19 protein-coding genes are annotated in these 21,804 nt (G+C 71.2%); 14 read left to right on the top strand and 5 right to left on the bottom strand.

The window, feature by feature from the left end; genetic code table 11:
• The first annotated feature begins 1 nt into the window (after window position 1).
• The 8 genes from murG to IE311_RS06620 all read left to right on the top strand — a co-directional run bounded on the left by murG (window position 2) and on the right by IE311_RS06620 (window position 7,198).
• Entirely contained in the window at window positions 2–1,096 is a 1,095-nt protein-coding gene (gene murG, locus IE311_RS06655) for an undecaprenyldiphospho-muramoylpentapeptide beta-N-acetylglucosaminyltransferase (protein WP_189830621.1), read from the top strand.
• A 28-nt stretch (window positions 1,097–1,124) separates the two neighbouring features.
• Complete coding sequence (locus IE311_RS06650) at window positions 1,125–1,928, top strand: cell division protein FtsQ/DivIB (protein WP_189830620.1); 804 nt, start codon at window positions 1,125–1,127, stop codon at window positions 1,926–1,928.
• A gap of 278 nt (window positions 1,929–2,206) precedes the next feature.
• The gene (ftsZ, locus tag IE311_RS06645; RefSeq protein ID WP_189830619.1) at window positions 2,207–3,421 is read left to right on the top strand and encodes a cell division protein FtsZ; all 1,215 of its coding nucleotides are present in this window, start codon (window positions 2,207–2,209) and stop codon (window positions 3,419–3,421) included.
• Window positions 3,418–4,194 (top strand): peptidoglycan editing factor PgeF, encoded by a 777-nt coding sequence (pgeF, locus tag IE311_RS06640; protein ID WP_189830618.1) that lies wholly within the window; start codon window positions 3,418–3,420, stop codon window positions 4,192–4,194. Before ftsZ ends, pgeF begins: the two co-directional genes overlap by 4 nt.
• Window positions 4,194–4,913, top strand: a complete 720-nt coding sequence (locus IE311_RS06635; RefSeq protein ID WP_189830617.1) for a YggS family pyridoxal phosphate-dependent enzyme — start codon at window positions 4,194–4,196, stop codon at window positions 4,911–4,913. Before pgeF ends, IE311_RS06635 begins: the two co-directional genes overlap by 1 nt.
• A 140-nt stretch (window positions 4,914–5,053) precedes the next feature.
• Complete coding sequence (locus tag IE311_RS06630) at window positions 5,054–5,674, top strand: cell division protein SepF (protein WP_189830616.1); 621 nt, start codon at window positions 5,054–5,056, stop codon at window positions 5,672–5,674.
• Window positions 5,675–5,754: 80 nt separating this feature from the next.
• On the top strand, window positions 5,755–6,045 hold the full coding sequence (locus tag IE311_RS06625; RefSeq protein ID WP_189830615.1) for a YggT family protein: 291 nt from the start codon (window positions 5,755–5,757) through the stop codon (window positions 6,043–6,045).
• A 55-nt stretch (window positions 6,046–6,100) separates the two neighbouring features.
• Window positions 6,101–7,198, top strand: coding sequence for a DivIVA domain-containing protein (locus IE311_RS06620; RefSeq protein ID WP_189830614.1), 1,098 nt, complete (start codon window positions 6,101–6,103; stop codon window positions 7,196–7,198).
• Between the two features lie 773 nt (window positions 7,199–7,971).
• Here IE311_RS06620 and ileS read toward each other — a convergent pair.
• A complete protein-coding gene (gene ileS, locus IE311_RS06615) occupies window positions 7,972–11,115 on the bottom strand; it encodes an isoleucine--tRNA ligase (protein WP_189830613.1) in 3,144 nt (1,047 codons plus the stop codon).
• A 541-nt stretch (window positions 11,116–11,656) separates the two neighbouring features.
• Here ileS and IE311_RS06610 point away from each other — a divergent pair.
• The 6 genes from IE311_RS06610 (at window position 11,657) to IE311_RS06585 (ending at window position 16,963) form a co-directional block, all read left to right on the top strand.
• The gene (locus IE311_RS06610) at window positions 11,657–12,457 is read left to right on the top strand and encodes a TraR/DksA family transcriptional regulator (protein ID WP_189830612.1); all 801 of its coding nucleotides are present in this window, start codon (window positions 11,657–11,659) and stop codon (window positions 12,455–12,457) included.
• 80 nt (window positions 12,458–12,537) lie between these two features.
• Window positions 12,538–13,158, top strand: a complete 621-nt coding sequence (gene lspA / locus IE311_RS06605) for a signal peptidase II (protein WP_189830611.1) — start codon at window positions 12,538–12,540, stop codon at window positions 13,156–13,158.
• Window positions 13,159–13,199: 41 nt separating this feature from the next.
• Entirely contained in the window at window positions 13,200–14,141 is a 942-nt protein-coding gene (locus IE311_RS06600) for an RluA family pseudouridine synthase (protein ID WP_189830610.1), read from the top strand.
• Window positions 14,138–14,605 (top strand): GNAT family N-acetyltransferase, encoded by a 468-nt coding sequence (locus tag IE311_RS06595; protein ID WP_189830609.1) that lies wholly within the window; start codon window positions 14,138–14,140, stop codon window positions 14,603–14,605. Before IE311_RS06600 ends, IE311_RS06595 begins: the two co-directional genes overlap by 4 nt.
• A 147-nt stretch (window positions 14,606–14,752) precedes the next feature.
• Window positions 14,753–16,339: a Na+/H+ antiporter gene (locus tag IE311_RS06590; protein WP_189830608.1), complete on the top strand. Its 1,587-nt coding sequence runs from the start codon at window positions 14,753–14,755 to the stop codon at window positions 16,337–16,339.
• Between the two features lie 54 nt (window positions 16,340–16,393).
• The gene (locus IE311_RS06585) at window positions 16,394–16,963 is read left to right on the top strand and encodes a dienelactone hydrolase family protein (protein ID WP_189830607.1); all 570 of its coding nucleotides are present in this window, start codon (window positions 16,394–16,396) and stop codon (window positions 16,961–16,963) included.
• Window positions 16,964–17,069: 106 nt separating this feature from the next.
• Here IE311_RS06585 and IE311_RS06580 read toward each other — a convergent pair whose 3' ends face one another.
• From IE311_RS06580 to IE311_RS06565, 4 genes are all read right to left on the bottom strand, one after another.
• Window positions 17,070–18,032: a zinc metalloprotease gene (locus tag IE311_RS06580; RefSeq protein WP_229901756.1), complete on the bottom strand. Its 963-nt coding sequence runs from the start codon at window positions 18,030–18,032 to the stop codon at window positions 17,070–17,072.
• Between the two features lie 348 nt (window positions 18,033–18,380).
• Window positions 18,381–20,024, bottom strand: coding sequence for an alkaline phosphatase D family protein (locus IE311_RS06575; RefSeq protein ID WP_189830606.1), 1,644 nt, complete (start codon window positions 20,022–20,024; stop codon window positions 18,381–18,383).
• 186 nt (window positions 20,025–20,210) lie between these two features.
• On the bottom strand, window positions 20,211–21,023 hold the full coding sequence (locus tag IE311_RS06570; protein WP_189830605.1) for a DsbA family protein: 813 nt from the start codon (window positions 21,021–21,023) through the stop codon (window positions 20,211–20,213).
• Between the two features lie 62 nt (window positions 21,024–21,085).
• The gene (locus IE311_RS06565; RefSeq protein WP_189830604.1) at window positions 21,086–21,772 is read right to left on the bottom strand and encodes a hypothetical protein; all 687 of its coding nucleotides are present in this window, start codon (window positions 21,770–21,772) and stop codon (window positions 21,086–21,088) included.
• Window positions 21,773–21,804 lie beyond the last annotated feature (32 nt).

Here is a 21,804-nt window from a genome sequence, read left to right as displayed (position 1 = left end):
GGTGCATGTCGTACTCGCCGGCGGGGGGACCGCCGGCCACATCGAGCCCGCGCTGGCCCTCGCGGACGCCCTGCGCAGGCAGGACCCCAGCGTGGGGATCACGGCGCTCGGCACGGAGAAGGGTCTGGAGACCCGGCTCGTGCCCGAGCGGGGCTACGAGCTGGCCCTCATCCCCGCCGTACCGCTGCCCCGCAAGCCCACCCCCGAGCTGATCACCGTCCCCGGGCGGCTGCGCGGCACGATCAAGGCCGCCGAGCAGGTCCTGGAGCGCACCAAGGCGGACTGCGTGGTGGGCTTCGGCGGCTATGTGGCGCTGCCCGGCTATCTCGCGGCCAAGCGCCTCGGGGTGCCGATCGTGGTCCACGAGGCCAACGCCCGGCCCGGCCTGGCCAACAAGATCGGTTCGCGGTACGCGGCCGGGGTCGCCGTCGCCACCCCGGACAGCAAGCTCCGCAACGCCCGCTACATCGGCATCCCGCTGCGGCACACCATCGCGACCCTCGACCGCGCCCGGGTGCGGCCCGAGGCGCGCGCCGCGTTCGGGCTCGACCCGAACCTGCCGACGCTGCTGGTCTCCGGCGGCTCGCAGGGCGCCCGGCGGCTCAACGAGGTCGTCCAGCAGATCGCCCCGGTGCTCCAGCGCTCCGGCATCCAGATCCTGCACGCGGTCGGCCCGAAGAACGAAATGCCGCGTGTCGACAACATGCCCGGAATGCCGCCCTACGTGCCGGTACCGTACGTGGACCGGATGGATCTCGCGTACGCCGCGGCCGACATGATGCTCTGCCGCGCGGGAGCGATGACCGTCGCCGAGCTCTCCGCCGTCGGGCTGCCCGCCGCCTACGTCCCGCTGCCCATCGGCAACGGGGAACAGCGGCTCAACGCCCAGCCGGTGGTCAAGGCCGGCGGTGGACTCCTCGTCGACGACGCGGAGCTGTCGCCGCAGTGGGTGCAGGGCAACGTCCTGCCCGTACTGGCCGATCCGCACCGGTTGTACGAGATGTCCCGCGCCGCCGCCGAGTTCGGCCGCCGGGACGCCGACGACCTGCTCGTCGGCATGGTGTACGAGGCGATCGCCGCCCGCCGACAGGCGTAGCGCGGCGGCTGAGGGCAGGAGACGCCACGTGGCAGCCGGACCGACGACCGCCGAGAAGCGCGGCGCGAGCACGTCGAAGGAGTCGTCGGAGGATTCGTCCGGAACGGGCACCCGGAACCGCAAGTTCCGGGTGCCCGGCACCCGGGCGCTCCTCGTCGCCCTCGCCGTTCTGCTGTTCGGGGCCGGCGGATTCTGGGCCCTGTACGGCTCTTCCTGGTTCCGTGTGGAGCAGGTGAGGACCTCCGGCACGGCGGTCCTCACCCCGCGCGAGGTCGAGGCCGTCGCCGCCGTCCCGATGGGCGCGCCGCTCGTCACCGTCGACACCGAGGTCATCGAGGCGCGTCTTCGGGAAAGGTTTCCGCGGATCGATTCGGTGGACGTCGTACGGTCCTGGCCGCACGGAATCGGGCTGAAAGTGACGGAACGGAAGCCTGTTCTCCTGATGGAAAAGGGCGGAAAGTTCATCGAAGTGGACGCCACCGGTGTGCGGTTCGCCACCGTCGACACCGCCCCCCGGGGCGTCCCCCGACTCGTCCTCGACAGCGCCTCCTCCCCGAGCCTGCGCCGCTTCGGCGCGGACCGGCTGCTCGGGGAGGCGGTGCGCGTCCGGGGTGAACTCCCGGCGGAAATCGCCCGGGACACTCGTGTCGTGCGTGTCACCTCGTACGACTCCGTCACTCTGGAGCTGACCAGGGGGCGCAGCGTCTTCTGGGGCAGCGGCGAGCACGGTCCGGTCAAGGCCCGGGTCCTCACCGCGCTCCTGAAGGCCACTCCCAAAGCGGGGCACTTCGATGTAAGTGCCCCCACGGCGCCCGCATCGTCCGGGAGTTGACGGGTATCTCCCCTGGCCAGCACCCTGGTTGGCCAGCGCTACGGGTGATCACATAGGGTGAAAAGAAAAACGGGAGGTTCGGCGTGTTCGTTGAACGTGCGCCACTTGTCGACTTAGTGTCCTGTTCGGAAGAGTCCAGCGAACAGCGACACTGGTAACCCTAAACTTCAACGTTAGGGTTCGGGTCGGCGTTTCGGACCGTCCCAATCGGCATCCGTCGGAGCGGCGCGACCAACCGCGCAGCGACGACACGTAACTCGAGGCGAGAGGCCTTCGACGTGGCAGCACCGCAGAACTACCTCGCAGTCATCAAGGTCATCGGTGTCGGCGGCGGTGGTGTCAATGCCATCAACCGAATGATCGAGGTCGGTCTCAAGGGCGTCGAGTTCATCGCGATCAACACCGACGCGCAAGCGCTGTTGATGAGCGACGCCGACGTCAAGCTCGACGTCGGCCGTGAACTCACCCGCGGCCTCGGGGCCGGGGCCAACCCGGCCGTCGGTCGCAAGGCGGCAGAGGACCACCGTGAGGAGATCGAGGAGGTCCTCAAGGGGGCCGACATGGTCTTCGTCACCGCCGGCGAAGGCGGCGGCACCGGCACCGGCGGCGCCCCCGTCGTCGCCAACATCGCGCGCTCGCTCGGCGCCCTCACGATCGGTGTGGTCACCCGGCCGTTCACCTTCGAGGGCCGCCGTCGCGCCAACCAGGCGGAGGACGGCATCGCCGAACTCCGCGAAGAGGTCGACACCCTCATCGTCATCCCGAACGACCGACTCCTGTCGATCTCGGACCGCCAGGTCTCCGTGCTCGACGCCTTCAAGTCGGCCGACCAGGTGCTGCTGAGCGGTGTCCAGGGCATCACCGACCTCATCACCACCCCGGGTCTGATCAACCTCGACTTCGCCGACGTCAAGTCGGTCATGTCCGAGGCCGGGTCGGCCCTCATGGGCATCGGCTCCGCCCGCGGCGACGACCGCGCGGTGGCGGCGGCGGAGATGGCGATCTCCTCGCCGCTCCTCGAGGCCTCCATCGACGGCGCCCGTGGCGTGCTGCTCTCCATCTCCGGCGGCAGCGACCTCGGTCTCTTCGAGATCAACGAGGCCGCACAGCTGGTCAGCGAGGCGGCCCACCCCGAGGCCAACATCATCTTCGGCGCCGTCATCGACGACGCCCTCGGCGACGAGGTCCGGGTCACGGTCATCGCGGCCGGCTTCGACGGCGGCCAGCCGCCGGCCCGCCGGGACAACATCATCGGCTCGGTCTCGGCCAAGCGCGAGGAGCCGGCCCCGGCGCCCCGCCACGTCGAGCCCTCCCGCCCGCTGGGCGGCCTCGGCACGGTCGCCCCGCGCGAGGAGCCGGTCCAGGCTCCGGTCGAGCCCGCCCCGGCGGTCAACGAGGCCCCGCTGCCGACCGCTCCTCCGGTCGTCCCGCCGGCCCGTCCGTACGCGGACAGCCAGGCCGAAGAGCTGGACGTCCCGGACTTCCTGAAGTGATAGGACAGCGCTTCGACGCGAACGGCGCGCACTTCGCCTTCACCGACCGGTGGGGCGGGGTGAGCGCCGTTCCGTACGAGGAGCTGAACCTCGGCGGCGCGGTGGGGGACGACCCCGAAGCCGTACGCACCAACCGGACCCTCGCCGCCGGCGCCCTCGGGCTCGACCCGGCGCGGGTGGTCTGGATGAACCAGGTGCACGGCGCCGATGTCGCCGAGGTCGACGGGCCGTGGGTCACCGACACGATCCCGTCGGTGGACGCGCTCGTCACCTCCCGGCCGGGACTCGGCCTCGCGGTCCTCACCGCGGACTGCGTCCCGGTCCTGCTGGCGGACCCCGTCGCCGGAGTCGCGGCCGCAGCCCACGCCGGGCGCCCCGGGATGGTCGCCGGAGTCGTTCCCGCCGCGGTCGCGGCCATGATCGAACTCGGCGCCGACCCCGCCCGTATCGTCGCCCGCACCGGCCCCGCCGTCTGCGGGCGCTGCTACGAGGTGCCGGAGGCCATGCGGGCCGAGGTCGCGGAGACCGAACCCGCCGCCTGGGCCGAGACGAGCTGGGGCACCCCGGCCGTCGACGTCACCGCCGGAGTGCACGCCCAGCTCGAACGGCTGGGCGTCACCGACCGGCAGGCCAGTACGGTCTGCACGCGGGAATCCGGTGACCACTACTCGTACCGCCGCGATCGCACCACGGGGCGACTCGCGGGATATGTCTGGTTGGACGCTGTGTCCACCGGGGGGACGACCCCCGGACTCGCGGCAGGGAAGAACTGATGACGGACCGCACGTCGGAACTCGCCGAGAACCTGGCCCGGGTGGAGGCGCGCATCGCCGCCGCCTGCGCGGCGGCAGGGCGCGCGCGGGAAGAGGTGACGCTCGTCGTGGTCACCAAGACCTACCCCGCGAGCGACGTGAGAATCCTCCATGGACTCGGCGTACGGCACGTCGCCGAGAACCGGGACCAGGACGCCGCCCCCAAGGCGGCCGCCTGTGCCGACCTTGATCTGACCTGGCACTTCGTGGGCCAGTTGCAGACCAACAAGGTCAGATCCGTGGTGGGTTATGCCGATGTGGTGCAGTCCGTCGACCGCTTGAAGCTCGTCTCCTCCCTCTCCGCGGCCGCGGAGAAGGAGGACCGAGAACTCGGCTGCCTCCTCCAGGTCGCGCTCGACGCCGAGGCCGGCGAGCGGGGCGACCGCGGCGGTGTCGCACCGGACGGGATCGAGGAGTTGGCGGCCGCGGTCGACGCCGCCCCGGGACTGCGGCTCGACGGACTGATGACCGTCGCCCCGCTCGCCGGTCCGTACGCGGGCCGGCAACGTGCCGCCTTCGACCGGTTGATGGATTTGTCGACTGCCCTGCGCGCGACCCGTCCGGCTGCGAACATGGTGTCAGCAGGGATGAGTGCGGATCTCGAAGAGGCCGTCGCCGCCGGAGCGACACACGTACGCGTCGGTACGGCGGTACTCGGAGTCCGCCCGAAGCTCGGGTAACGTCGCGAAGCAAGTCGGACCACAGCAGAAAATATGGTCATTCCGCAGAACGGCGGGGTGGCCCGTGGATCGCGGGCACTTGGTGACGCTGCGACATTTGGCCAGTATGGCGATCCACCACAGAGCGGAGGACTCAGAGAATGGCCGGCGCGATGCGCAAGATGGCGGTCTACCTCGGCCTCGTGGAGGACGATGGGTACGACGGCCGGGGCTTCGACCCCGACGACGACTTCGAACCCGAGCTGGAGCCCGAGCCCGAGCGCGAGCGGCGCCACACCCCTCCGCGCCAGGTGGAGCGTGAGGAACCGGTACGAGTGGTGCAGCCCCCGGCCCCCCGGGAACCGATGGTCCATCCTGTCCCGGTACTCGCCGAAAGTGGACGTCCGGCCCGAATTGCCCCCGTGGCATCCATCACACCCGAACGTCCGAGCATGGAGAAGAACGCACCGGTGATCATGCCCAAGGTCGTGTCCGAGCGGGAGCCCTACCGCATCACCACGCTGCACCCCAGGACCTACAACGAGGCCCGTACCATCGGGGAACACTTCCGTGAGGGCACCCCGGTGATCATGAACCTCACGGAGATGGACGACACGGACGCGAAGCGACTTGTCGACTTTGCCGCCGGACTCGTCTTCGGGCTCCATGGCAGCATTGAGCGCGTGACGCAGAAGGTGTTCCTGTTGTCGCCTGCTAACGTCGATGTCACGGCGGAGGACAAGGCCCGGATCGCAGAGGGCGGATTCTTCAACCAGAGCTGAGAACACGAGAACCGGACGGACCGGTCGCGAAGCGGCCGGACAAGCGAGAGCACGTAGGTCAGGGGAGAGGGAAACACGGGATGGGCGTCGCACTACAGGTGGTCTACATCGTGCTGATGTGCTTCCTCGTCCTCCTCATCGTCCGACTTGTCATGGACTACGTCTTCCAGTTCGCCCGTTCATGGCAACCCGGTAAGGCGATGGTGGTCGCTCTTGAGGCCACCTACACTGTCACCGATCCACCGCTCAAGCTTCTGCGGCGACTCATCCCGCCGCTGCGTCTCGGGGGCGTGGCACTCGACCTGTCCTTCTTCGTTCTGATGATCATTGTCTACATCCTGATCTCCATCGTGAGCAGCTTCGCGAGGTGAATGTGGACGATACGGTCTTGCCGACTGCCGACGACTACGTAGAGGTGAAGAAGAGATGCCGCTGACCCCCGAGGACGTGCGGAACAAGCAGTTCACGACCGTCCGCCTCCGAGAAGGCTATGACGAGGACGAGGTCGATGCCTTCCTCGACGAGGTCGAGGGCGAGCTGACCCGTCTGCTCCGCGAGAACGAGGACCTGCGCGCCAAGCTGGCCGCCGCGACCCGTGCCGCCGCGCAGAACCAGCAGCAGCAGGGGATGCGCAAGCCCCCGGAGCCGCAGGATCGTCCCGTCGGTCCCGGCGCGCCCGTGCCCGCCGCCATATCCGGACCGCCGGTCCAGCAGCAGCCGCCGCAGATGGGCCCGCCGCAGCTGCCGTCCGGTGCCCCCCAGCTTCCCGCGGGCCCCATGCAGGGCGGGCCCATGGGCCCCGGCCCCATGCAGGGCGGCCCGATGGGTCCCGGCCCGATGCAGGGCGGCCCCATGGGTCACCCGCAGCAGCAGATGCAGCAGCAGATGCCGCCGCAGATGCAGCAGCAGCAGCCCGCCCAGGGCCCCGGTGGCGACAGTGCCGCGCGTGTCCTCTCGCTGGCCCAGCAGACCGCCGACCAGGCGATCGCCGAGGCCCGCTCCGAGGCCAACAAGATCGTCGGCGAGGCGCGCTCGCGCGCCGAGGGCCTGGAGCGGGACGCCCGCGCCAAGGCGGACGCTCTTGAGCGGGACGCGCAGGAGAAGCACCGCGTCGCGATGGGCTCCCTGGAGTCCGCCCGCGCCACGCTGGAGCGCAAGGTCGAGGACCTGCGCGGCTTCGAGCGCGAGTACCGTACGCGCCTGAAGTCGTACCTCGAGTCGCAGCTGCGTCAGCTGGAGACCCAGGCCGACGACTCGCTGGCCCCGCCGCGCACCCCGGCTGCGGCCTCGCTGCCGCCGGCCCCGTCGATGGCCTCGGCGGGCGCGAGCGCGCCGTCCTACGGCGGCAACGGCGCGATGGGTGGTGGGCCGTCCATGGGCGGCGCCCCCTCCTACGGCGGTCAGCAGCAGATGTCTCCGGCCATGACCCAGCCGATGGCTCCGGTCCGTCCGCAGGCACCGCAGCCGATGCAGCAGGCGCCGGCGCCGATGCGTGGCTTCCTGATCGACGAGGACGACAACTGACGGCGCGTGGTCGCGCGATGAGCGCGTAGCCGTCGGCAGGCTGAAGGGCCGGGCCCCCGGGAAACCGGGGGCCCGGCCCTTTGCCGTGCCCGGGGGTGCCTGAGCCCGGAGCGGGCTGCGCCTTGCTCGCGGGGCCTGTCGCGCCCCCGGTTGCGGCGCCTTGATCGGGGTCTGTCGCGCCTCCGCCTGCGCCTTGCTCGGGGCGTGTCGCGCCCCCGCCTGCGTCTCGCTCACGGCCTGCCGCGCCCCGCTGGGGTCCTGCCCGCCGCCCCCCCCGGCTTCTCGCGCGGGCCCCTGGGTCCGTCCCTTGCTCGGGCCACCGCCGTGCGGGCCGCGGCCCGCCCCCACTGCCGTGTGGGCATTCGTCCCTCCCCCAGACTCCGTCCGGGGGGACCCCCAGGGCGGGACGGGTGGGCACACGGGACGGCGCCCTTGGCGGCGCGTCCGCCCCCTGGGCCTTGACCCGCACCACCAGTGCGCCGCACACGGGTGCGGGTCCAGGCCCGGAAGCCTGACCGCCCGGCAAGGGCGGCGTCCGTTGTGCCCACCCGTTCCGCCCCAGCGGAACAGTTGCCCACGACGGGGGTGGGCGGAGGCCGTCGTGCCCCGCCCGTTCCGCCCTGGGGGAGGGGGAACGGGTGCCCACGACGGGGGTGGGCGGAGGCCGTCGCGTCCCGCCCGTTCCGCACTGGGGGGTGCCCGCGGCGAGGTGGGGTGGGACGGCGAAGGGCCCGGCTCCCTCTTGGGGAGTCGGGCCCTTCGCGGGGGGCTGCTTACGCCTTGCGGAGGCGGAAGGTCAGGCCGAGGGAGTCGTCCGTGAACGGGGCGCCGTACGTGTCGTCCGCCTCGCCCTGGGCGTGGTCCGTCGCCAGGACCTCGTCCGCGATCAGCTCCGCGTGGGCCGTCAGGGCCTCCGCCGTCTCCGGGGACGTCGAGGTCCAGCGGAGGGCGATGCGGTCCGCCACGTCCAGGCCGCTGTTCTTGCGGGCCTCCTGGATCAGGCGGATCGCGTCACGGGCCAGGCCCGCCTTGCGGAGCTCCGGGGTGATCTCCAGGTCCAGGGCGACCGTCGCGCCCGAGTCGGAGGCCACCGACCAGCCCTCGCGGGGGGTCTCCGTGATGATGATCTCCTCGGGGGTGAGGGCGATCTCCTCGCCGTTCACCGTGAGGAGCGCCTCACCCGAGCGGAGGGCCAGGGACAGCGCCGCCGCGTCCGCCGCCGCCACCGCCTTCGCCACGTCCTGGACGCCCTTGCCGAAACGCTTGCCCAGGGAGCGGAAGTTGGCCTTCGCGGTGGTGTCCACCAGCGAGCCGCCCACCTCCGACAGGGACGCCAGCGAGGAGACGTTCAGCTCCTCCGTGATCTGGGCCTGGAGGTCGGCGGAGAGGGCCGCGAAGCCCGTCGCCGCGACCAGGGCCCGGGAGAGCGGCTGGCGGGTCTTCACGCCCGACTCCGCGCGCGTCGCCCGGCCCAGCTCCACCAGACGCCGGACCAGCAGCATCTGCTCCGACAGCGTCTTGTCGATCGCCGTCGTGTCCGCCTCCGGCCACGTGGCCAGGTGGACCGACTCGGGGGCGTCCGGCGACACCGGCACCACCAGGTCCTGCCAGACCCGCTCGGTGATGAACGGGGTCAGGGGGGCCATCAGGCGGGTGACCGTCTCCACCACGTCGTGGAGGGTGCGGAGAGCCGCCTTGTCGCCCTGCCAGAAGCGGCGGCGCGAGCGGCGGACGTACCAGTTGGAGAGGTCGTCGACGAAGGCCGAGATCAGCTTGCCGGTGCGCTGGGTGTCGTACGACTCCATCGCCTCGGTGGTCTCGGCGACGAGCGTGTTCAGCTCGGAAAGGAGCCACCTGTCGAGGACCGTGCGGTCGGCGGGGGCCGGGTCCGCGGCCGAGGGGGCCCAGCCGGACGTGCGGGCGTACAGCGCCTGGAAGGCCACCGTGTTCCAGTACGTCAGGAGGGTCTTGCGGACGACCTCCTGGATCGTGCCGTGGCCCACCCGTCGGGCCGCCCACGGCGAGCCGCCGGCCGCCATGAACCAGCGGACCGCGTCGGCGCCGTGCTGGTCCATCAGCGGGATGGGCTGGAGGATGTTCCCCAGGTGCTTGGACATCTTGCGGCCGTCCTCGGCGAGGATGTGGCCCAGGCAGACCACGTTCTCGTAGGACGACTTGTCGAAGACCAGCGTGCCGACGGCCATCAGCGTGTAGAACCAGCCCCGCGTCTGGTCGATGGCCTCGGAGATGAACTGCGCCGGGTAGCGGGACTCGAAGAGTTCCTTGTTCTCGTACGGGTAGCCGTACTGCGCGAACGGCATCGAGCCCGAGTCGTACCAGGCGTCGATGACCTCCGGGACCCGGGTCGACGTCCTGCCGCAGCCCTCGGCCGGGCACGCGAACGTCACCGCGTCGATGTACGGGCGGTGCGGGTCGAGCTCCGACTGGTCCGAGCCGGTCAGCTCGGTCAGCTCGGCGCGCGAGCCCACGCAGGTCAGGTGGTCGTCCTCGCAGCGCCAGATCGGCAGCGGGGTGCCCCAGTAGCGGTTGCGGGAGAGCGCCCAGTCGACGTTGTTGGTGAGCCAGTCGCCGAAGCGGCCGTGCTTGACCGAGTCCGGGAACCAGTTGGTGCGCTCGTTCTCCGCGAGCATGCGGTCCTTGACCGCCGTCGTGCGGATGTACCAGGACGGCTGCGCGTAGTACAGCAGCGCCGTGTGGCAGCGCCAGCAGTGCGGGTAGCTGTGCTCGTACGCGATGTGCTTGAAGAGCAGCCCGCGGGCGTCCAGGTCGGCGGTGAGCGCCTCGTCGGCCTTCTTGAAGAAGACGCCGCCGACCAGCGGCACGTCCTCCTCGAAGGTGCCGTCGGGGCGGACCGGGTTCACGACCGGCAGGCCGTACGCCTTGCAGACCTTGAGGTCGTCCTCACCGAAGGCGGGGGACTGGTGGACGAGACCCGTGCCGTCCTCGGTCGTCACGTACTCGGCGTTGACGACGTAGTGGGCCTCGGCGGGGAACTCGACCAGCTCGAAGGGGCGCTGGTAGGTCCAGCGCTCCATCTCGGCGCCGGTGAAGGACTCGCCGGTGGTGACCCAGCCCTCGCCGAGCGCCTTCTCGACCAGCGGCTGGGCGACGACGACCCGCTCGTCGCCGTCGGTGGCGACCACGTAGGTGACCTCGGGGTGGGCGGCGACCGCGGTGTTGGACACCAGGGTCCACGGGGTCGTCGTCCAGACGAGGAGCGCCGCCCTGCCGGCCAGCGGGCCTGAGGTCAGCGGGAAGCGGACGTACACGGAGGGGTCGACGACCGTCTCGTAGCCCTGGGCCAGCTCGTGGTCGGAGAGGCCGGTGCCGCAGCGCGGGCACCAGGGGGCGACCCGGTGGTCCTGGACGAGCAGGTCCTTGTCGAAGATCTGCTTCAGGGACCACCAGACCGACTCGATGTACGAGGGGTCCATGGTCCGGTACGCGTCGTCGAGGTCGACCCAGTAGCCCATGCGGGTCGTGAGCTCGGCGAAGGCGTCCGTGTGCCGGGTCACGGACTCGCGGCACTTGTCGTTGAACTCGGCGATGCCGTACGCCTCGATGTCCTTCTTGCCGGCGAAGCCGAGTTCCTTCTCGACGGCGAGCTCGACCGGCAGGCCGTGGCAGTCCCAGCCGGCCTTGCGGGCCACGTGGTAGCCGCGCATGGTCCGGAAGCGGGGGAAGACGTCCTTGAAGACGCGGGCCTCGATGTGGTGGGCGCCGGGCATGCCGTTGGCGGTGGGCGGGCCCTCGTAGAACACCCACTCGGGGCGTCCTTCGGACTGTTCGAGGGTCTTGGCGAAGACCTTGTTCTCGTGCCAGAAATCGAGCACGGCGTGCTCCATCGCGGGCAGGTCGACCTGGGCGGGCACCTGGCGGTACTGCGGCGGTGTCATCGAGTTCCTCCGGCGGACTGTCGTCATTCCGTCGGAGGGACGAGAGCGCTGCTCCCGCGGTACCACCCTCCTTGGCCCGGGGCGCATACGCCCTGAGCCCCCTCATTGGGGTCGCGACGCCGGGTCTAGTCACCGCGCTGTGCTGCGGCTTTCTTCCGACGGCTCCGGGGTGATGCTTCACATCGGGCGGGCCCCCGGGCTCTCACCGTCCCCGGGTCGCTCATGGCTGCGTACGACGCTACTCGTCCCCATCCAAGCCTTTCGCTGTGGCCAGTGTACGGGGCCCGGCACGGGGCGGCAGACCGGTTTTTCCGTGACCCGAATGGCCATACGGGGCGGGTCGGACTCGGAGTGCGGCCATGTGGGGGAGGGGCGGGACGGATTACCCGGCGGGGAGCTGGGCACAACGGAGGCAGGCCTGCCCCGAGGGAAGCGGGGGCGGGTGGGAACGGCGGCGAGCCCCGTTGCCGCGGGCCTTGGGCCGATTTATCGTCCCAGCACGATTCGCGAGCAAGATCACAAAATGTGAAGGGGCCGCGACATGGTGGCGAAGAAGACCGCCGCGAAGAAGCCCTCGGCCGCCGGTTCCACCGGAACGGGCGAGGGCGCCAAGGACGTGGCCGGGAAGAAGACGACGGTCGCGGAGCCGCCGACGGTCGCGGAGAAGACGGCCGCGCGGACGCCGGTCGCGAAGAGACCGGCATCGAAGAACTCCGTCGCGAAGAAGGCCGCCGCGCGGAAGGCGGTCGCCGAGGAGGCGGACGCACCGACGCCGGCCGCCGAGGACGCGGCCGAGAAGCCCGTGGCGAAGAAGGCGGCAGCCAAGAGGGCGTCCGCCACGAAGACCGCGAAGAAGCAGACAGGAGCCAGGACCGTGGCAGCGAAGAAGACCGCGGGAGGCGTCACGACCGCCGGGGACGGGGCCGCCGTGCCCACGGCCCGCACCGGCGAACTCGCGGTGCGTCCCGGTGAGGATCCCTGGACCCCGGCGGAGGTCACCGAGGCCCGTACCGCGCTCCAGTCGGAGGTGCTGAGACTGCGCAGCGAGCTGGCGCACTCCCAGGAGGAGCTCACCGGCCTCATGCGGGACTCCGGCGACGGCGCCGGCGACGATCAGGCCGACACCGGCACCAAGAACATCACCAGGGAGCACGAGCTGGCCCTGGCGGCGAACGCCCGGGAGATGCTGGAGCAGAGCGAGCACGCCCTGGAGCGGCTCGACGCGGGCACGTACGGCCTCTGCGAGGTGTGCGGGAAGCCGATCGGCAAGGCGCGGATGCAGGCCTTCCCGCGGGCCACGCTCTGCGTCGAGGACAAGCAGCGCCAGGAGCGGCGCGGCTGACGATCTCGGCTGCCTGTCTCGTACGCCTGTGCCGTACCCTCGGTGCACGGTCAGGCATCGAGGTCGAGGGACTCACTCACGTGGCAGAGGCGGAGCGCATCATCGGTACGCCGGATTCAGCAGGGGCCGAGGATCCGGCCGCTTCCGACGGGTCGGCCGCCGCCGACGACACGGCCATGCCCGACGGGTCGGCCGCTCCCGAGGAGCGGCCCAGGGGCAGGCGCAGGATCCTCGCCCTCTTCGTGGTGGCGGTCCTGGCCTATCTGCTCGACCTCGGCAGCAAGATGCTGGTGGTCGCCAAGCTGGAGGGCCGCGAGCCGATCCCGGTGATCGGGGACCTGCTGCGTTTCGACGCCATCCGGAACCCGGGTGCGGCGTTCGGCATGGGCGAGGCCTTCACGATCATCTTCACCTGCATCGCCGCCGCCGTGATCGTCGTGATCATCCGGCTGGCGCGGAAGCTCTACAGCCTGCCCTGGGCGATCGCGCTCGGTCTGCTGCTCGGCGGTGCGCTGGGCAATCTCACGGACCGGATCTTCCGCTCGCCGGGGGTCTTCGAGGGCGCGGTCGTCGACTTCATCGCCCCCGCGAACTTCGCCGTCTTCAACCTCGCCGACTCGGCGATCGTCTGCGGCGGCATCCTCATCGTGATCCTGTCCTTCCGGGGTCTCGACCCCGACGGCACCGTCCACAAGGACTGAGCCCAGGACGGAGTGCGTCCGGCACAAGGCATACTCGACGAGTGAGTACGAGTCCCGAGATCCGCACACTGCCCGTTCCCGATGGCCTGGAGGGCGAGCGCGTCGACGCCGCCATCGCCCGTATGTTCGGGTTCTCCCGTACCAAGGCGGCCGAGCTGGCCGCCGCAGGCAAGGTCCAGGTCGACGGCTCCGTCGTCGGCAAGTCCGAGCGGGTCAGCGGCGGCGCGTGGCTCGAGGTCGAGATGCCCGGCGCGGCCGCGCCCGTGCAGATCGTCGCGGAGCCCGTCGAGGGCATGGAGATCATCCACGACGACGACGACATCGTCGTGATCATGAAGCCGATCGGTGTGGCCGCGCACCCCAGCCCCGGCTGGACCGGCACCACGGTGATCGGCGGCCTCGCCGCCGCCGGGTACCGCATCTCCACCTCCGGCGCCGCCGAGCGCCAGGGAATCGTGCACCGCCTCGACGTCGGCACCTCCGGTCTGATGGTGGTCGCGAAGTCGGAGTACGCGTACACCTCGCTCAAGCGCCAGTTCAAGGAGCGCGTGGTCGACAAGCGCTACCACGCGCTGGTGCAGGGCCACCCGGACCCGATGAGCGGCACCATCGACGCCCCCATCGGTCGGCACCCGAACCACGACTACAAGTGGGCGGTCACGGCCGACGGCAAGGCCTCCGTCACGCACTACGACCTCATCGAGGCGTACCGCTCGGCCTCGCTGCTCGACATCAAGCTGGAGACGGGCCGCACCCACCAGATCCGGGTGCACATGTCCGCCCACCGCCACCCCTGCGTCGGTGACCTCACCTACGGCGCCGACCCGACCATCGCCAAGCGTCTCGGCCTGACCCGGCAGTGGCTGCACGCCGTCCGGCTCGGCTTCGAGCACCCGGGCGACGGCTCGTGGGTCGAGTTCGCCAGCACGTACCCGGAGGACCTCCAGCGGGCCCTGGACCGGATCGCGGCGGAGAGCCGGTGACCACCGCCTACGGCGTCCGTGAGGCGCTCGGGACCGAGGACCGGGAGGCGTGCTTCGCGGTCCGCCGCGAGGTCTTCGTCGAGGAGCAGGGCGTTCCGCGGGAGCTGGAGTACGACACGTACGACGCGACCGCGGTGCACGTGCTCGCCGTGCGCGGGGACGGGCTGCCGCTGGGTACCGGACGGCTGCTGCACGGGGCGGACGCGGTCGGCAAGACCGGCGCCGACGCCTCGGTGGGCTCGCTCGGCCGGCTCGCGGTCTCGAAGGCCGCCCGGGGCCTCGGCGTCGGCGCGGCGCTCGTGAGGGCCGTCGAGGACGTGGCGCGCGAGCGCGGCCTGTCCGCGGTCGACCTGCACGCGCAGACCCACGCGCTCGGTTTCTACGAGCGGCTCGGCTACGAGGCGTACGGCCCCGAGTTCCCGGACGCGGACATGCCGCACCGCGCGATGCGCAAGGTCCTGTAGGGCCTTGCCCCGGGCGGTGCGCAAGGTCCTTGAGGGCCCGCACCGCACCACCCGCGGCATCTCCTGCCCCCTGGAGCACGCGCCGCGTCCCGGCGTGCGCAGGGGGCAGTCGCGGTGAAAACGGACATACGTGACAGGGTGGGGGCCGTGGATCAATTGGCCCTGTTGTTCTTGCTGCTGCTCGGCGCCCTCCTCACCGTGCCCCTCGGAGAGCGGCTCGGACTGCCCGCGCCCGTCCTGATGACACTCATCGGGATCGCGCTGGCCCTGCTGCCCTTCGTGCCGAACGTCGAGATCCCGCCGGAGTTCATCCTCCCGCTGGTCCTGCCACCGCTGCTGTACGCCTCCGTGCAGCGCACCTCCTGGCGTCAGTTCGCGGCGAACAGACGGCCCATCTTCCTGCTCGCGGTCGCCCTCGTCTTCGTCACCACGGCCGCCGTCGGCGCGGTCGCGCACGCGATCGTGCCCGGCATCTCGCTGGCCGCGGCGATCGCGCTCGGCGCCCTCGTCGCACCGCCCGACCCGGTCGCGGCGACCGCCGTCGCCGGCTCGCTGGGACTGCCGCGGCGGCTCGTGTCGATCCTGGAGGGCGAGGGGCTCTTCAACGACGTGACCGCGATCGTGCTCTACCACGTGGCGATCGCCGCCGTCGTGAGCGGCGCCTTCTCCTGGCCCGATGCGATCGGCGAGTTCGTGCTGTCCGCGGTGGTCGCCATGATCGTCGGCCTGGTGCTCGGCTGGCTCACCAACAAGCTCATCGGGCTTCTGGGGGACGCCACGCTCCAGACCGGGCTCACCCTCCTCGTCCCCTTCGTGAGCTACGTCCTCGCCGAGGAGCTGCACGGCTCCGGCGTCCTCGCGGTCCTGATCACCGCCCTCTTCCTCGCCGAGCACGCGGCCGACGCCGACGACGTCATGGGCCGGCTCGCCGGCCAGACCTTCTGGCAGATCGTCGACACCCTCGTCACCGGCATCGCCTTCGGCCTCATCGGTCTGGAGCTCGTCCATGTCTTCGGGGTGGCCGAGGGGCGTGGCTGGGAGATGCTCGGCTGGGGCGCCACCGTGGTCGCGGTGGTCGTCGGGGTCCGGCTGCTGTGGCTGCTGCCCGCCACCTGGCTGGCGAAGCGGCTCCACACCCGCCGGGACGTCGACGAGGAGATCCCGATGAGCTGGCGGGAGACCGTCGTCATGTGGTGGGCGGGGATGCGCGGCGTCGCCTCGGTGGCGCTCGCGCTCGCCATCCCGCTCCGCACCGACGACGGCGAGCCCTTCCCCGGCCGTGACGAGATCGTCTTCATCGCCTTCTGTGTGATCATCGCCACCCTCGTCCTCCAGGGGCTCACCCTGCCCTGGCTGGTCCGGAAGCTCGGTGTCCGGGCCGACGCGGATGCCGAGCGGGCCCTGGAGCGGGATCTCGCCGTCCGGGCCGCGAAGGCCGCCCGGCGCAGGCTCAAGGAGATCGAGGAGGTCGAGGAGCTGCCCGAGGAGGTCCAGGAGCGGCTGCTGCGCGGGGCGTACGACATCGGGGCAAGGATCAGTCCGGACATGGTCGACGAGGAGCGGAGAGCGGCCTTCGTCGAGCGGACGAAGCGCTTCAAGGCGGTCCAGCGGATCCAGCGGGAGCTGATGTCGGCCGCCCGGCACGAGGTGCTCTCGGCGCGCAGCGAACCGGGTGCCGACCCGGAGGTGGTGGACCGGGTGCTGCGGCACCTGGACGTCCGCAGCATGCGGTGACGGCGGCGTCGCCGCGGTCGGTGGCCGGCGCCGGCGGGTGGCAGGATGGCGCGCATGGACATCATGCTTTTCCACTCGGTGTACGGGCTGCGCCCGGCCGTCGAGCACGCGGCCGACCGGCTGCGGGCCGCCGGGCACCAGGTGTGGGTGCCGGACCTGTTCGACGGCTGGACCACCGAGTCGGTGGAGGAGGGCATGGCGAAGCGGGACGAGATCGGCAAGGACGAGCTGCTGAAGCGCGCGATCCTGGCCGCCGCTCCGTACTCGGAGCGCGGTCTGGTCTACGCGGGCTTCTCCCTCGGCGCCTCCGTCGCGCAGACCCTGGCCCTCGGTGACGAGAAGGCGCGGGGTCTGCTGCTGCTCCACGGCACCTCGGACCTCGCGCCGAACGTGTCGGTGGACGAGCTGCCGGTGCAGCTGCACGTGGCCGAGCCCGACCCGTTCGAGACGGACGACTGGCTGTCCGCCTGGTACCTGCAGATGGGCAGGGCCGGGGCGGACGTGGAGATCTACCGGTACCGGGGCGCGGGCCATCTGTACACGGACCCGGAGCTGCCCGACTGGGACGAGGAGGCGGCCGGGCGGACCTGGTCGGTCGCGCTGTCCTTCCTCGACAGCCTGTAGGAGGCCCCGGCGGTCCCCGGGAAGCGGACGTCGGCCGAGGACGCGGAAAGGTGCGGCGGGAGAACTTCTCCCGCCGCACCTTTCCTGTGCGGAACCCGTCGAGGCGTCAGCCGCGGTACGCGGTCCAGTGGTCGTTCATCCGGGTCACCTGGCCCGAGGTGAACTGGTACATGCAGGAGTCGTACGTGTAGTCCATGAAGTTGTGGATCGGGTCCACGCCGGTCTTGTTGGTGCAGGAGTCACGACCGGTCGGGCACTCGTACGCGGGGCTCTTCTCGGCCGGGGTGTCGGCGACGGAGTCGCCGGCGCCGCTGCAGCCGCCCTGGAAGGTGTGGTAGAGCCCCATCCAGTGGCCGACCTCGTGGGTGGCCGTGTCGCCCTCGTTGTAGTTGGCCGCGGAGCCGCCCGGCAGTGAGGAGTCGAGGACGACGACACCGTCCATGGACGGCTGCGAGGCGTACGAGGACGGGAAGGTCGCCCAGCCGAGGAGGCCGCCGCCCAGCTTGGCGGTGTAGAAGTTCAGCGCGCCCGCGCCGCCCTTGCGGAGGGTCTGCTTCATCTGCTTCTCGGCGGTGGAGCCGGAGGTCAGGTTGTACCAGGTGGCGTTGTCCGTGTAGTCGGTTCCGGCCAGGGTGAACTGGAAGTTGGTGTTCACATTGCCGGTGCCCTGGCCGCCGTAGGCCGCGTTCAGGACGTTCAGCTGGTTGTTGATCGCGGTGGCGGAGAGCTTGCCCGTCGTACCGGAGTGGATGACGTGGAAGTAGACGGGGATGTTCACCGCCGTGGCGCCGGCTGCGGCGGAGGCGCTGAGGCGTCCCTCCGAGCGGGCCGAGGTCAGCTTCTTCTTCAGGTCGTCGTCCATCGCCTTGGCCTTGGCGGCCGTGAGCTCGTTGGGCTCGGCGGCGTGGCTGTCGGCGCCGCGGACCTTGCGGGCGCCGGAGAGGGCGGTGGCGTCGTCCGCGCACTCCTCGGCGGAGGCGCCGGCCAGGGTGGCGGTGGTACCGCTGGCGACCGGGGCGGAGAGCGGGGCAAGGGCCAGGGTTCCGGCCATGACGGCGGTACCGAGCATCCGACGTGACATACGCGGGGATATACGGGCAAGAGCACGCATGGTGACTCCTCGTGGGGGGTGGGGGGAGGAACTTCCTCCGCCACGCCGGGGAGATTACGCGTCCATGTCAGACACTGTTGAGGAGTGATCAAGCCCAATCATTCATGGGGCAATTCGGGTCATCGGGAAGAAATTCTTGTGCGCCTTCCGGAGTTTGAGATGCCGACGTAACAGTCGGAGCGCCGGAGGCGGGTGGTGTGTCCGGATTCGATCTCTAAAACCGGCCACCCGCCGTAGCGATGTGATCTCCCGTTAACAGAAGGGATCATGGCTGAAAATCGACGGTGATGGTTCGTCAGTAAAACATCAGCGAACCGGCTGGTACACCCGCTCGACACGCTGCGTTCCGCTCCGCGTCCGGTACGAGCGCGCCCAGGCCGTCGTCGCGGCCGGATCCGCCTTGTCGGAGACCGTGTAGTAGTCCATCTGCGAGCGTTCGGCGGTCACGTCGAGCACGCCGTAGCCGTGGTGGTCCATGTCCACCCACTTCACATGCCGGTTGGCGGCCTTCACGGCGCCCGCGGCCACCGCCGAGACGGTCCCCGGGGCGACGCGCAGCAGGTCGTCCAGGTTGTCCGAGGTCACCGAGGTGACCACGAACTCGGTCGCGGCGGACGCCGAGAGCGGATACGTGGCCGCCTTCACCGGCACGTCGTTGGCCCAGGCCATATGGATGTCGCCGGTCAGGAAGACCGTGTTGCGGATCGCCCGTGACGTCAGATGCGCGAGCAGCTCCCTGCGGTCGTCGGTGTAGCCGTCCCACTGGTCGACGTTGACCGCGAGCCCCTCCTTCGGCAGCCCCAGCAGCTCGGCGATCGGCTCCAGGAGGTGGGCGGGCACGGAGCCGAAGGCGACCGGCGAGATCATCACCGAGGTCCCGACCAGCTGCCAGGTCGCGTCCGAGCCCGCGAGCCCGGACTTGAGCCAGTCGAGCTGGGCGCGGCCGGTGATGCTCCGCGCCGGGTCGTCGACCGAGCCGCTGCCCGCCTTCGCCGGGGCGGAACGGAACGAGCGCAGATCGAGGAGGTGCAGATCGGCCAGCCTGCCGAAGCGCAGCCGCCGGAAGACCGTGCCCTCGGTCGAGGCGCGCACCGGCATCCACTCGAAGTACGCCTGCTTGGCCGCGGCGACCCGGGCCGCCCACTCCCCCTCGGCGCCGGGGGTGTGGTTCTCGGCGCCCCCGGACCAGCCGTCGTTGGCGAACTCGTGGTCGTCCCAGATGGCGACGACCGGGTGGGCCGCGTGCAGCGCCTGGAGGTCGGGGTCCGTCTTGTAGTGGCCGTGCCGGGTGCGGTAGTCGGCGAGCGAGACGGTCTCGTGGCGCGGCTCGTGCCGCCGGACGGTGTACTTCGCCTCCGGGTAGACGCCGCTGCCGTACTCGTACACGTAGTCGCCGAGGTGGAGGATCGCGTCCAGGTCGGCGCGGTTGGCGAGATGGCGGTACGCGGAGAAGTGGCCGGCCTCCCAGTTCGCGCAGGAGACCACGCCGAAGCGGACCCCGGGCGCCGCGGATTCGGCGGCCGGCGCGGTCCGGGTCCGGGCGGCGGGGGAGACGGCGGAGCCCGCGGTGAACCGGAACCAGTAGGAGGTGGCGGGTCGCAGGCCCCGGACGTCCGCCTTCACCGTGTGGTCGGACGCGGCGCTCGTCGTGGTCGTGCCGGAGGCCACGGCCCGGGTGAAGGCCCGGTCCTCGGCGAGCTCCCAGCCGACCCGGACGTCCGGGCCGAGACCGGAACCGGGAACGGCCTCGGGTATGGGGGTGACGCGCGTCCAGAGCAGGACGCCGTCGGGCAGCGGGTCGCCGGAGGCGACGCCGTGGAGGAACGCGGGTGCGCCGGGTGAGGCCTGGGCCGTGGAGGCGGCGCCCAGCAGGGCGGGCGCGGCGGCGGCGGTGACGGCGGCGGCCTTGACGACCGTGCGGCGCGTGGGGGAGAGGTAACGACTGGTCACGACCAGTCAGGTTACGGACGAGTACGGTGGGTGGGGAGTGGGGTACCGGAATGTTCGCCGGCTCGTCGCCCCACGGTCGCCGGGAGGGTCGGCGACGACCGGGAGGACCGGGCCGCGTCCCTCGGCCCCCGACCCGCCGCCGCGCGGGCCGGCGGGCGGGTCAGGGGGGAGACGAGGGGAGGCGCGTCAGCCCTTCAGGGCCGCGTCGATCGCCGTGGTGAACTCGGCCGCCGTCATCGGCGGGTTGTCGCTGCCCGCCACGGTCACCTTCTTGCCGTCCATCTTCAGGGTCGGGGTGCCCGTCACCCCGCTGTCGTCGAAGGCCTTCGACATCTTCATCGCCCAGGCGTCGAAGGTGCCGTTCTCGACGTTCTTCTTGAACTCGGCGTTGCCCTTGAGGGCCGGCACCGAGTCCGCGACCTCCAGGAGGTAGGAGTCCTTGGCGAACTTGTCGTCGTTCTCCTCCGGGTGGAACGTGGTGGAGTAGAGCGCCGCCTTGTACTTCAGGAAGGCCTCGGGGCTCACGTTCAGAGCCGCGCCGAGCGCCGAGAGGGCGTTCTTCGAGCCCTCGCCCGTGGCGGCGTCGTCGATGAAGGTGGCACCGACGTACTTGATCTTGTACTTGCCGGCCTCGACGTCCTTCTCGACCGTGGCGCCCACGGACTGCTCGAAGGTCGCGCAGACGGGGCAGCGCGAGTCCTCGTACAGCTCCAGGGTCTTCTTGGCGGACGCCTCGCCGACGACGACGGTCGTGCCGTTCGTGCCCGAGGTGTTCTTCGGGGCCGTCACGGTCGCCTTCGCCGCCGCCTCCCACTGGGAGGGCTTGTTGGACTGCACCACGGCGTAGCCGATGCCGCCGGCGGCGGCCAGCACGGCCAGGGCCGAGACGCCGACGACGAGCTGCCGGCGCGCCCGGTCCTTCTTCGCCTGGCGCTCCCGCTCGACGCGGATCCGCTCGCGGGCGGCAGCCTTGTTGGCCTGGTTGTTGCGTGCGCTCATGATCGTGATCTCCGTGGGGTGGGGAAGGAAAGGGGGACTGCGTGCCTGTGTGCTTGCGCTGCTCAGACGAGAGCGAAGCCCTGGCACGGCGGTCCACGCCGTCCCACGGAGTGCGTGAGGAGCCGGGCGCGGGAGGACCGGGGCCGTCCCGCGGGCCGCCCGGAGCGCCGCGGCGCCGGGCCACCGGTACGGAAGAGGGCCGCCACGATCAGCAGCGGCCGGAACGCGAAGGCCGCCATCGCGCCGAGCAGCCGGGCGAGCGCCCGCTCCCCGCCCCGCAGCCAGACCGCGGCCGAGAGCCCGACGCCCACGTGGGCCAGGAGCAGCAGCCACGGCAGCGCCGGGTCGGGGGAGTCGAGCAGGGCGGCCGCGGTGCCGCTCTCGGGGGCCGCCACGCCGGGCAGCGGGGTGCCGACGGCGCCGCCGCAGAACACCTCCACGCCCACCGCGCGCAGCGAACCGGCGACCGGGCCGCCGGCGGCGCCGTAACAGATCACCTGGCCGCTGGTGAAGAGCGTGTCGGCCGCCAGCTCCAGCGGGACGAGGAGTCCGGCGATCGGGCCGAGGCCGCGCTCGCGGCCGGCCAGGGCGTACGCCACGGCGAAGACGCCGACCGCGACCGGGACGACCGTCCCGAGCGGCAGCGGCACGCGTGAGAGCAGCACGTGGGACGCCACGGACAGCGTCACGACCAGTGCCGTGAAGAACGCCGCCCGCAGCGCCCTCAGCTGCGTCCCTGCCATGTCCATCGTCGTGGAGTGTGCCATGCCGGTCGGTAAGA

It is taken from the genome of Streptomyces zaomyceticus (assembly GCF_014656215.1).
In the GTDB taxonomy this organism is placed as follows: Bacteria; Actinomycetota; Actinomycetes; order Streptomycetales; family Streptomycetaceae; genus Streptomyces; species Streptomyces zaomyceticus.
This window is presented reverse-complemented; position numbering and strand designations above follow the sequence as displayed.

Excerpts from the sequence above, each read along its gene's own strand:
- ileS (WP_189830613.1), bottom strand. The coding sequence starts at position 11,115 with ATGACACCGCCGCAGTACCGCCAGGTGCCCGCCCAGGTCGACCTGCCC.
- IE311_RS06570 (WP_189830605.1), bottom strand. The coding sequence starts at position 21,023 with ATGAGCGCACGCAACAACCAGGCCAACAAGGCTGCCGCCCGCGAGCGG.
- IE311_RS06610 (WP_189830612.1), top strand. The coding sequence starts at position 11,657 with ATGGTGGCGAAGAAGACCGCCGCGAAGAAGCCCTCGGCCGCCGGTTCC.
- IE311_RS06635 (WP_189830617.1), top strand. The coding sequence starts at position 4,194 with ATGACGGACCGCACGTCGGAACTCGCCGAGAACCTGGCCCGGGTGGAG.
- IE311_RS06565 (WP_189830604.1), bottom strand. The coding sequence starts at position 21,772 with ATGGACATGGCAGGGACGCAGCTGAGGGCGCTGCGGGCGGCGTTCTTC.
- IE311_RS06625 (WP_189830615.1), top strand. The coding sequence starts at position 5,755 with ATGGGCGTCGCACTACAGGTGGTCTACATCGTGCTGATGTGCTTCCTC.
- IE311_RS06580 (WP_229901756.1), bottom strand. The coding sequence starts at position 18,032 with ATGCTCGGTACCGCCGTCATGGCCGGAACCCTGGCCCTTGCCCCGCTC.
- IE311_RS06620 (WP_189830614.1), top strand. The coding sequence starts at position 6,101 with ATGCCGCTGACCCCCGAGGACGTGCGGAACAAGCAGTTCACGACCGTC.
- IE311_RS06585 (WP_189830607.1), top strand. The coding sequence starts at position 16,394 with ATGGACATCATGCTTTTCCACTCGGTGTACGGGCTGCGCCCGGCCGTC.
- IE311_RS06630 (WP_189830616.1), top strand. The coding sequence starts at position 5,054 with ATGGCCGGCGCGATGCGCAAGATGGCGGTCTACCTCGGCCTCGTGGAG.